Here is a 10,141-nt window from a genome sequence, read left to right on the forward strand (position 1 = left end):
CACGCTGCGAGCGGTGCCTAGCGTGAGGGCACATGGCGATCTCCTTGTTCGGTTCCGTCCTCCGCCGGCGCACCGCCCCCGTGGCCGTGGCCCTGGCCTGCCTGCTGACCGCCGCCCCGGCGGCCACCGCCCCGGCCGCCGCCGCGCAGCCCCGACAGGACGCGCCCCGCGCGTGCCGCCCGCACCCGGCGCTCAGCCGGGCCGTGCGCCACCTGGTGGCGCACGACCGGATCGCCGGCGCCGCGGTCCTGGTCACCGACGCCCGCCCGGACGCGTCCTGCGCCCGCTGGACGGCGAGCGACGGCGTGGCCGATCTGCGCACCGGCCGCCCCATGAACACCACCGACCGGCTGCGCGTCGGCAGCGTCACCAAGACGTTCACCGCGACGGTCGTCCTCCAGCTCGCCGCCGAACGGCGGCTGTCCCTCGACGCCCCCGTCGAACGCTATCTGCCGGGCCTGATCCGCGCGGGCGGTCACGACGGCCGCCGGATCACCGTGCGGCAGCTCCTCCAGCACACCAGCGGTCTCCCCGACTACCTGGACGCCCCCGAGTGGCAGGACTTCGAACGGCTGCGGTACCGCCACTTCGAGCCGCGCCGCCTCGTCGCCCGCGCCCTGCGGCTGCCGCCGCCGGAGCACGCCTGGCACTACGCGACCACGAACTACCTGATCGCCGGGCTGATCGTGCGCGAGGTCACCGGCCACAGCCCCGAGACGGAGATCACCCGCCGCGTCATCGCGCCGCTGGGCCTGCGCGACACCTACTGGCCGGGCGACGAGACCCGCATCCGGGGCCCGCACTCGCACAGCTACTTCAGCGCGGCCGACGGCCGCCGCAAGGACGGCACCGACTGGAACACCACCTTCGGCGGTGTCGGAGGCGCCCTGGTGTCCACCCCGGCCGACCTGACCCGCTTCGCCACCGCGCTGTCCGCCGGCCGGCTGCTGCCCGCGCCCCAGCTCGCCGAGATGCGGCGCACGGTGCCCGCCGACCCCGACCGGCTGTGGCCCGGCGCCCGCTACGGACTCGGTCTGATCACGTCACCGCTGTCGTGCGGCGGCACCTGGTCGGGCCACGCCGGGACCGTGCCCGGTGGCCACCGCGCGCTGGTCGCCACCGGCCCCGGCGGACGCGCCGTCGCCGTCGCCCTCACCGAGGTGCCCGCCACCCTCCCGGCCGAACTGGACTTCCTCGACGTCGTCGACAAGGCCCTCTGCGAGGGCACGCCCACCGAAAGGACTCCCGCATGACCCGCTCCGTCTCCCCGGCCGGCGGCCGGCACCCGCGCCGGCCCGCCTCCCGGGGCGCGACCGCCGTCGCCCTGTCCCTCGCGGGCGCGCTGGCCCTGGGCGCCGCGCCCCCCGCGCCCGCCGCGGCCCGGCCGGCCGCCGATCCCCTCGCCCGCTACCACCACCAGCACCTCCACTGGAGAAGCTGCCGGCTCGGCCCCGACGACGCCACCGGCAAGGAACTCGACCAGGCGGGCGCCCGGTGCGCCGACGTCACCGTGCCGTTGGACTACACCCGTCCCCAGGGCCGTACGATCACCGTCGCGATATCCCGGATCCGCGGCACCGACACCGCCCACCGCGCCGGCGCGCTGCTGCTCAACAGCGGCGGCCCCGGCGGACAGACCATCGGCGATCCGCCCTGGGTGCGCACGGCCATGAAGGACGTGGCCGCACGCTACGACGTGGTCGGCGTGGACCCCCGCTTCGTCGGCCGGAGCACCCCGCTGGACTGCCGGTGGCCCACCGGCAGCATGGTCCGCGGCGCCGGCACCGGCCGCGCCGGCTTCGACCGCATGGTCTCCCTCGCCGCGGACCTCGCCGGCCGCTGCCGCACCCACGCCGGTGACCTGCTGCCGTACGCCACCACCCGGAACACCGCCCGCGACATGGACGTGGTCCGCGCGGCGCTGGGCGAGCGCAGGATCTCCTACTTGGGCTACTCCTACGGCACTTACCTCGGCCAGGTCTACGCGACGATGTTCCCGCGGCGCGTCGACCGGGTCGTCCTCGACGGCGTGGCGGACCCCGCCCGCTACGGCCCGCGGCTGCTGCGGGGCTCGGAGGAGGCCAACCGGCACGCCCTGCGCGGCTGGGCCGACTGGGCCGCCGCCCACCACACGGCCTACGGACTGGGACGCACCCGCGGCGCGGTCCTCGCCACCGTGGAGAAGGTCCGCGCCGCCGCGGCCCGTACCCCCCTGCGCGTGGGCCACCACCGGGTGGACGACCACGTCCTGCCCATCGTCGTCTTCAACGGGCTCTCCCAGGACAACGACGAGGCCTACGGCGACTTCGCGCAGGGCGTGCGGGACCTGCGGCGGGCCGCCGAGGGCCGGACGGTCACCCCGTCCCCGTGGCTGGCCTCGGCACTGCGGTTCCTGCTGACCGGGCACGACTCCGCCTACGGCAGCGCACAGACGTCCATCCTGTGCGGGGACGTGGCAGCGCCCCGCGACCCGGAGACGTACTGGCGCGACCTGCGACGCGCCGAGGCCGCGGACCGGCTGTTCGCACCCGTCACGAACGACATCAACCCCTGCGCCTTCTGGGACCCGCCGCGCGAACGCCCCACCACGATCCGCGACGACCTGCCGGCCCTGCTGGTCAACGCCACCGGTGACCCGCGCACCGTCTACCGGGGCGCCGAAGCGGTGCACCGCCGCTGGCCGGGCTCCCGCCTGGTGACCCTGCGCGGGGCCGACCAGCACGCGGTGTACGGCGTGTTCGGAAGCGCGTGCGTGGACACCACCGTCAACGCGTACCTGGCGACCGGACGCCTGCCGGCCCGGGACGTGACCTGCGCCCGGCCCGCCGGCTCCCCGCCCGGCGCGCGCGTGTCGCGTCCCGCTACCTGAGGCGGTTGACGAGGCCCTTGACGAGGTCCGTCCGCGCGACCTTCAGCGCGAACCGGTCGGTCGTGGCGGGCAGCGGCCGGGCGTACCAGGGCAGAGCCCGGCGCCGCCACTTGACGGGGGCCAGGTCCGGGGGGAGGGCGGGCAGCGGCACGGTCCACGGGCCGAGCCGCAGCTCCCCCGTCCAGACCCCGGCGGGGAGGGCGTCGACCGGCACGGTGACGTGGAAGGAGCCGTCGGCGGCGACCTCCCGCACCGTGTGGTGCACGGTCGTGCCCGTGCCGTCCTCCAGGACCAGGACGAAGGCGTCCGCGGGGTGCCCGGCCAGGCCCAGCCGGCCGCTGACGCGCAGCCCGGCGGGGTGGCCGTCGGCCCGGCGGATGTCCTCGTCGACGCGGATCAGCGGGCGCACCTCGTGCTTGAGCTCGCCGAGTTCCAGCGTGAAGTTGCCGTACGGCTTGGTGGTGTAGAGGGTGACGGCCCGCAGGCCCTCGCCGGTGGCGAGCACGCGGGTGGCGGCGGCGCCGGAGACGTCCGCGGCGCGCTTGCTGCCGATCCGGACCTCCTTGCTCAGCCCCTGGGCGCCGATCGCGAGGGAGATGTCCCACAGCCCGTCGGCGAGCGGCTCCCCGCCGGCGGCGGTCGCGATGTCGACGGTGGCCTCGAACCCGGCCAGGCCGTACTCGTACGTGCCCTCGTCCTCGTCCGCGCCGAGCCCCGGCGTCGGGGTGTGCGTGACGGGCAGCCGGTACTCGGTCCCGCTGCCCCGCTCGCGCAGGACCAGTTCCGTGGTGACGTCCCGCGTCTCCACCCGGTGCAGGTAGCCGTGTCCGGCCAGGTGCAGCACGCCGTCGTCCATCGCGGCGCGGCGGACGTGGTGGCGGACGCCGAGCCGGTCCGTGACGTCGTAGCACAGGTCGGGGATCGCGCGGTCGGGGTCGCGCAGGAACGGGTAGCGGGCCAGCGCCCTGCCGTTGTCGACCAGGACCGGGGTGGCGGCCTCGGACCGGGCGAGCCGTGCCTCGAACGCCACGAGTTCCAGCACCTCGTCCAGCATGCGGTGGCGCACCAGGTGCAGCCGCAGCCGGGCCATGGCCGAGAGCTGGTCGTTCATGCCCTCGTGCCACAGCGGCTCGATGACCTCCGCGAGCCGGTCCAGCGTCTTGAGCTGCGTCTCGCGCGGCTCGTGGACCAGGTGGCCGGCGAGCAGCTGCTGGACCTCCACGGTCAGATGCCGGTGCGCCAGGTGGTCGCGGCCCGGACCGGGCGGCACGAGGTCCGTGATCAGGTCGACCATGCGGGGCAGGAACTGCAGGCGCCGCTGCGTCCCCTTCAGCCGGACGGTGATGTTGCCGTCGTCCTCGCGCTGCACCCAGTACAGGCAGTCGTAGTCGGCGACCACCGAGATGCCCGAGGCGTGCAGGTAGGCCGCCCCGACGAAGAGCTGGTCCTCGCCGATGGCGAGGTCGGTGGGGAAACGCAGGTGGTGCCGCTCCAGCAGTTCCCGGCGGAACAGCTTCATCGGGTTGAGCGTCCAGTACACACGGGAGGAGAACACGTCCGTGCGCGGCTGGTTGCGCCGGAACATCGACGTGGGCGCGCCCCGCCCGCCGACCCCGACCATCTTGCCGAGCACGACGTCGGTGCCGTTCTCCTCGGCCATCCGCACCATGCGTTCCAGGGCCTCGGGGCCGAGCCGGTCGTCGGCGTCCAGGAAGAAGACGAACGTGCCGGTCGCGTGGTCGAGCCCGAGGTTGCGCGGCGCCGACGGACCACCCGAGTTCTCCTGCCGGAAGACGCGCAGCAGGTCCGGGTAGACGCCCTCGAGGCGCTCCAGCTCCTCGGGCGTGCCGTCCGTCGAACCGTCGTCCACGACGATGACCTCGAGCCGTTCCCGACCGATGCTCTGCTCGGCGACCGAGGTGATGCACTGTGTCAGGTACGGCATCGCGTTGTAGGCGGCGATGACGACCGAAACGGTGGCGCCAGGCATGAATACGCGCTCCAAAACACCGGGCGACCCGGGGCGGTTTCGATTGTTCTGTGAACCTACCATGAGCGCTGAGTAGCGATCGAACGGCTGACCGGTGAAGTGTCCGGCGGTGCCCCGTGCGAAACGGCCGTCCCCGGATGCACGAGGGCGCCCGTCACGGAAGGATCGGCCGTACGGGGGCGTGCTCCGCGACGATGCGCGGAGCCGGCCCGCCACCGGTTGCTCGGCACCCGTCCGAGCTGGGGAAACAACCGCTTCGGGCCTCCACCGGAGCACTGTCATGATGATCAAGCGCATGCCTCGCCGTTCCGCCCCTGCCACCCGGCCGGGCGCGCACCCGGCCGGCGGCGAGCCCTTCGCGACCGCCGCCGACTGCGGCCTCCTGCTCCTCCGGCTCGCCTTCGGCCTGTTCATGGGCGGCCACGGGGCGCAAAAGCTCTTCGGGCTCTTCGGAGGCCACGGCCTCGCGGCGACCGCGAGGGGCTTCGAGGCCCTGGGCTACCGTCCGGGGAAGCTGTTCGCCGTGCTCGGCGGCCTCTCCGAGCTGCTGGGCGGCCTGGGGCTGGCCCTCGGACTGCTCACGCCGCTCGCCGCTGCCGCCCTGATCGGCGTCATGATCAATGCCATGGTCACGGTCACCGGTGCCCATGGTGCGTGGGAGACGGACGGCGGCGTGGAGTACAACGTCTGCATCGCCGTCGCCGCCCTGGCCGTCGCCGCCATCGGCCCGGGCCGGCTCTCCGTCGACCGCCTCTTCCCCTGGGGCCGGGGCGGCTGGGCACCGGCCGCGGTCGCCCTCGGCCTGGGCGGCGTCACGGCGGCGATCACGCTCAGCCTCTAGACCGGGTACGACGGCACCCCTGGCGTCCGCCGCCGGCCGGGCCGGCGACGCCCCTCACCGCCTGCCTCCGGCCAGTACGGCGGCGAGGAGGCCGGGGAAACGGGTGTCGAGGTCGGTGCGGCGCAGGGACATCAGGCGGGCCTTCCCCACCCGGCGGGTCTCGGTGATCCCCGCCTCGCGCAGGATCCGCCAGTGGTTGGACAGCGTCGAGCGGGGCGCGTCCACCCCGTCCGGGCTGCACGCGCTCTCGCCGTCCTCGGCCATCCGGCGGACCAGTTCGAGCCGGACCGGGTCACCCAGTGCGTGCAGCACCGTGGCCAAGTCCGTTTCCGTTCCGTCGGGTTGGGCCACCGGTCCCTCCTCGTCCTCGGTCCGCACCACCCGTAGTATGCAGATCACTTCATCATTTCCGGAAAGTCGAAATGAACCAGGAGACCGTCATGCCGGTGCTCGCCACCCTCGCCCGCGTCTACGTCGACGACCTGGAGGCGGCACTGCCGACCTTCGTCGAACTCACCGGCGAGCAACCGCGACTGCGGTTCACGTACCGCGGTCTGGACCTGGCGAGCGTCGGCGGCTACCTGCTGCTCGCGGGCACGCGGGAGGCCCTGGCCCCGTACCGCGGCACCCACGCCACCACGATCGTCGACTCCGTCGACCAGGTGCTGCGTATCGCCGAGCGGCACGGCGGAGAGATCATCGACGGCCCCAACGAAGTGCCCACCGGCCGGAATCTGACCGTCCGCCACCCCGGCGGCGCGACCATCGAGTACGTGCAGTTCCACGCCACCGCGCGAGCCGCGTTCGCCTGAGCGCGACGGCCGGTTCCCGGCCGGCACCGGCGAGTTCACACGCCTGTTGTGCATCCGTTCGTTCGCGGGACAGTGGGTGTCACGTACGGCCGGTGAAGTGGACGGTCGTTGTCAGGGCGTGCTCGGGCACGGTCGCCCCCGGACCCTTCGTGAGGTGCATGCATGCGTCGTACTCGCGTTCGCGGAGCCGCACGGCGTCCCGTTCGTGCCCGTGCCCGTGCCCGGCTCGTGACAGCCGTCGTGCTGGCCGGCACTGTCCCGGTCCTGCTGCCCGGTGCCGCGCAGGCCGGCCCGGCGCACCCGAAGGCGACCGAGCGGTGGACGACACAGGCCGTCGCCCCCGGTGTCACGGTCCGCACCGGTGTCCTCCGGCACCCCGGCACCCGGCACGCGTGGACGGTCACCGTCCAGGCACCGGCCGACAGCCGGTGGAGCACCGACGATCCGGACGCGCCCGTGACCTGGGCCGAGGTCTCCACCCGCGCCTGGGCCGACGGCACGGCCCGCGAGCTGACCCGGGCGGGCTTCCGGCCGCGCGTCGAGAGCGTACGGTGGCCGCACTACGCCGACACCCCGCACGGGCCGATGGGGTACCGGGTCCGGATCGGCCGGTTCGCCACCCAGGAGGAGGCGCGGACGGCCGGCTCGGCGGTCACGGCGGCCGGGTTCCGCACGACCGCGTCATGGACCGGGTACGACGTCCAGGAGCCGGCCGACCTCGAGAACGTCCACGTCGCGGTGATCGACCCGAAGACCTTCCAGGGAAGCGTCGAGGCGACGCACGACGGCAACGTGGCACAGCGCGAGACCACCTCGGCGGTGGCACGCAAACTGCGCTCGCTGGTCGCCGTCAACGGCGGCTTCTTCGTGATGTCACCCGGGGACGGCGTACCGGGCACCATGTCCGGGATCGGGGCCTACCGGGGGCAACTGGGGTCGATGGCGGCCGGCGCACGCGCCGCGCTGCTCATCGAGGACGGTGGCCGCGGCATCCGGGTCGCCGACCTGACCACCACCGTCACCGCCCGGGCGGGCGGGGCCGCCTACGCGGTCCAGGGCGTCAACCGGGTCCCCGGCATGGTCCGGGACTGCGGCCGCCCCGGCGGCACGCCCAGTGAGCTGCCCTGGCAGGACGTGACCTGCCGGCTGGCCGACGACATGGTCCGGTTCACCGATGCCTTCCGGGCCGACCTGCCGACCGGTCCGGGCGCACAGGCCGTGCTGGACGCGTCCGGCCGTGTCGTCTCCGCCGGCCCGCGCGGCGGTCGCGTGCCCGAGGGCGGACAGGTGCTGCAGGGCATCGGCAGGGCGGCCGACTGGCTGACGGCACACGCCGGGCCGTACCGCCGCGTCGAGGTCGGCGAGACCGTCCGCACCAAGGGGGGCCGGCGTGTCGTGCTCGACGGCGACGATTCCGTCGTCAGCGGGGCCCCGACCCTGGTGAAGGACGGCCGTGTCGACATCGACGCCGCCGCCGAGGGCGTGGTCGATCCCGAGTACACCTCCTTCGGGTACGCCTGGGCCGACGTCCGCCAGCCGCGCACCATGGCGGGCGTCGACGGGCGGGGCCGGCTCGTCCTCGCCACCGTGGACGGTCGGCTCAAGAACGGCAGCGAGGGGTTCACGCTCAGCGAGGCCGCCGCGTTCATGAGGTCGCTCGGGGCCGTGCAGGCGTTGAACCTCGACGGCGGCGGCTCCACCGCGATGGCGGTCGGGGGCACGCTGGTCAACCACCCGTCCGACGCGGCCGGTGAACGCGCGGTCGGGGACACCGTCCAGGTCCTGCCCCCGGCGGACTGACACCGGCCGGGGCCGTACCGGCACGAGGTCCGGAGTCACGCACGGCGGCGCCCCCCCCCGCGCTACCGGTCGACCGGCGCGAGCCGCGGGCTCCGGGTCTGTGTGCCCGGAGCACACAGCACCACGGCCCAGAACTCGATCGTGCGCGTGGAGCTGGTGTTCCGGGCCACGGCGCGCCACCCGTCACCGGTCGGCGCGTCGGTCCGCACCCTGAGGTCGGCGCCGCCCTCGTCGAAGGCGTCGTAGCCACCGCCCGTCGGCACCTGCCCGGGCGGGCACTGCGCCTCGGAACTCCCGGCCCGGCCGGGCGGGAGCACGGCGTGCCGGCCCTCGGCCCAGGTGTAGTCCTCCGCCCGCGGAGCCGTTCTGCCCTCTCCCGGCTGATCGGCCGCGTCCAGGGCGGCGGCCGCCCCGCCCGGGGCGACGACCGCGGCGGCGACCAGGACGGCGAGCGCGAGGCGTTTCATACCGGAACCCTTCGGGTGGCCAGAGGTCGACAACCCGGATATGCCCGCTGTGCGCGGGGGGTCCCCTCCCTCTCACACGTGCGGAGCAGGCGCACCGCCTGCCCGGAGGCCCCCGCGGCTGTCCGGGAGCGCTTTGACATGGAGTGCGCTCCAACAACTAGCGTCCCGGGAAACGACCGACGAGCCCAGGAGGCAGCACCATGACCGACGTACCCACCCGGTATCTGGGCGAGCTCGCCGTCTCCGCGCAGGGGCTCGGCTGCATGGGCATGAGCCACGGCTACGGCGCCACGGACGACGCGCAGTCGATCGCCACCCTGCACCGCGCCCTCGACCTCGGCGTGACCTTCCTCGACACCTCGGACTTCTACGGCTTCGGGCACAACGAGGAGCTGATCGGACGGGCCGTCGCCGGGCGCCGCGACGAGGTGGTGCTGGCCACCAAGTTCGGCTTCGCCAACCGTCTGGGCGAGCCCACGTCGATCCGGGGCGACGCCGCCTACGTCCGTCAGGCGTGCGAGGCCTCGCTGCGCCGGCTCGGCGTCGACCACATCGACCTGTACTACCAGCACCGGGTCGACCCCCAGGTGCCGATCGAGGAGACCGTCGGCGCCATGGCCGAGCTGGTGCGGGCCGGCAAGGTGCGTCACCTGGGGCTGTCCGAGGCCGGCGCGCGGACCGTCCGGCGGGCGCACGCGGTGCACCCGATCTCGGCGTTGCAGAGCGAGTGGTCGCTGTGGACCCGGGACCTGGAGGCGGAGGTCGCCCCGGTCTGCCGTGAGCTCGGCATCGGCCTGGTCCCGTTCTCGCCGCTCGGCCGCGGCTTCCTGACCGGCCGGTACAACTCGCTCGACGGACTGGCGGAGACCGACGTCCGCCGCGGCCAGCCGCGGTTCGCCGACGGCAACCTCGAACGGAACCTGGCGATCGTCGCGAAGCTGGAGGAGCTGGCCGCCGCCAAGTCCGTCACCGCGGGCCAGCTGGCCCTGGCGTGGGTGCAGCACCGGGGCGAGGACGTGGTGCCGATCCCCGGCACCCGCCGACAGCGGTACCTGGAGGAGAACCTCGCGGCACTGGACGTCGAGCTGACCCCGGAGGACCTCGCCGCGATCGAGGCCGCGGCGCCGGCCGAGCGGATCGCGGGCGACCGCTACGACGCGAACAGCCTCACCTTCGTCAACGGCTGACACCGCCTGCCGGCCTGCCCCCTGCCCGTCCGTTTTCGGTCCCGGACGGGCACCGGTGGTGCCGTGCCCCTGCCCGACGGTCTGCTGCGTCCGTCCGTCCGCCCGCCGGTCCGTTTCCGTCCCGGACGGGCACCGGCTGGCGCCGCGTCCCCGCCCGACCGGCCGCTCGATCACC

At 74.4% G+C, this 10,141-nt stretch carries 9 protein-coding genes; 6 read left to right on the forward strand and 3 right to left on the reverse strand.

Annotated features, from left to right (window positions below):
• Positions 1–32: 32 nt before the first annotated feature.
• Both IE312_RS06505 and IE312_RS06510 read left to right on the forward strand, forming a co-directional pair.
• On the forward strand, positions 33–1,253 hold the full coding sequence (locus IE312_RS06505) for a serine hydrolase domain-containing protein (protein WP_189979190.1): 1,221 nt from the start codon (positions 33–35) through the stop codon (positions 1,251–1,253).
• The gene (locus IE312_RS06510) at positions 1,250–2,869 is read left to right on the forward strand and encodes an alpha/beta hydrolase (protein WP_189979192.1); all 1,620 of its coding nucleotides are present in this window, start codon (positions 1,250–1,252) and stop codon (positions 2,867–2,869) included. The genes IE312_RS06505 and IE312_RS06510 overlap by 4 nt, the downstream gene beginning before the upstream one ends.
• On the opposite strand, the gene IE312_RS06515 is transcribed toward IE312_RS06510, so the two are convergent.
• On the reverse strand, positions 2,862–4,859 hold the full coding sequence (locus IE312_RS06515) for a glycosyltransferase family 2 protein (RefSeq protein ID WP_189979194.1): 1,998 nt from the start codon (positions 4,857–4,859) through the stop codon (positions 2,862–2,864). The two genes, IE312_RS06510 and IE312_RS06515, sit on opposite strands and share 8 nt — an antisense overlap.
• 295 nt (positions 4,860–5,154) lie before the next feature.
• On the opposite strand from IE312_RS06515, the gene IE312_RS06520 reads away from it, so the two are divergent.
• Positions 5,155–5,700 (forward strand): DoxX family membrane protein, encoded by a 546-nt coding sequence (locus IE312_RS06520; RefSeq protein ID WP_370467521.1) that lies wholly within the window; start codon positions 5,155–5,157, stop codon positions 5,698–5,700.
• Between the two features lie 54 nt (positions 5,701–5,754).
• On the opposite strand, the gene IE312_RS06525 is transcribed toward IE312_RS06520, so the two are convergent.
• The gene (locus tag IE312_RS06525; protein WP_229899193.1) at positions 5,755–6,078 is read right to left on the reverse strand and encodes an ArsR/SmtB family transcription factor; all 324 of its coding nucleotides are present in this window, start codon (positions 6,076–6,078) and stop codon (positions 5,755–5,757) included.
• 44 nt (positions 6,079–6,122) lie between these two features.
• Here IE312_RS06525 and IE312_RS06530 point away from each other — a divergent pair, with 44 nt between their 5' ends.
• The gene (locus IE312_RS06530) at positions 6,123–6,512 is read left to right on the forward strand and encodes a VOC family protein (protein WP_229899195.1); all 390 of its coding nucleotides are present in this window, start codon (positions 6,123–6,125) and stop codon (positions 6,510–6,512) included.
• A 228-nt stretch (positions 6,513–6,740) separates the two neighbouring features.
• A complete protein-coding gene (locus IE312_RS06535) occupies positions 6,741–8,312 on the forward strand; it encodes a phosphodiester glycosidase family protein (RefSeq protein ID WP_229899196.1) in 1,572 nt (523 codons plus the stop codon).
• Between the two features lie 62 nt (positions 8,313–8,374).
• On the opposite strand, the gene IE312_RS06540 is transcribed toward IE312_RS06535, so the two are convergent.
• Positions 8,375–8,779, reverse strand: a complete 405-nt coding sequence (locus IE312_RS06540) for a hypothetical protein (RefSeq protein WP_189979200.1) — start codon at positions 8,777–8,779, stop codon at positions 8,375–8,377.
• Positions 8,780–8,979: 200 nt separating this feature from the next.
• Between IE312_RS06540 and IE312_RS06545 the strand changes: the two genes are divergently transcribed.
• On the forward strand, positions 8,980–9,966 hold the full coding sequence (locus IE312_RS06545) for an aldo/keto reductase (RefSeq protein WP_189979202.1): 987 nt from the start codon (positions 8,980–8,982) through the stop codon (positions 9,964–9,966).
• The last annotated feature ends 175 nt before the right edge of the window (positions 9,967–10,141 follow it).

This window comes from Streptomyces capoamus (genome assembly GCF_014654935.1).
GTDB classification, from domain to species: Bacteria; Actinomycetota; Actinomycetes; order Streptomycetales; family Streptomycetaceae; genus Streptomyces; species Streptomyces capoamus.

Coding starts and splice junctions, on each gene's coding strand:
- IE312_RS06505 (WP_189979190.1), top strand. CDS start 33: ATGGCGATCTCCTTGTTCGGTTCCGTCCTCCGCCGGCGCACCGCCCCC.
- IE312_RS06520 (WP_370467521.1), top strand. CDS start 5,155: ATGCCTCGCCGTTCCGCCCCTGCCACCCGGCCGGGCGCGCACCCGGCC.
- IE312_RS06530 (WP_229899195.1), top strand. CDS start 6,123: ATGAACCAGGAGACCGTCATGCCGGTGCTCGCCACCCTCGCCCGCGTC.
- IE312_RS06510 (WP_189979192.1), top strand. CDS start 1,250: ATGACCCGCTCCGTCTCCCCGGCCGGCGGCCGGCACCCGCGCCGGCCC.
- IE312_RS06515 (WP_189979194.1), bottom strand. CDS start 4,859: ATGCCTGGCGCCACCGTTTCGGTCGTCATCGCCGCCTACAACGCGATG.
- IE312_RS06540 (WP_189979200.1), bottom strand. CDS start 8,779: ATGAAACGCCTCGCGCTCGCCGTCCTGGTCGCCGCCGCGGTCGTCGCC.
- IE312_RS06545 (WP_189979202.1), top strand. CDS start 8,980: ATGACCGACGTACCCACCCGGTATCTGGGCGAGCTCGCCGTCTCCGCG.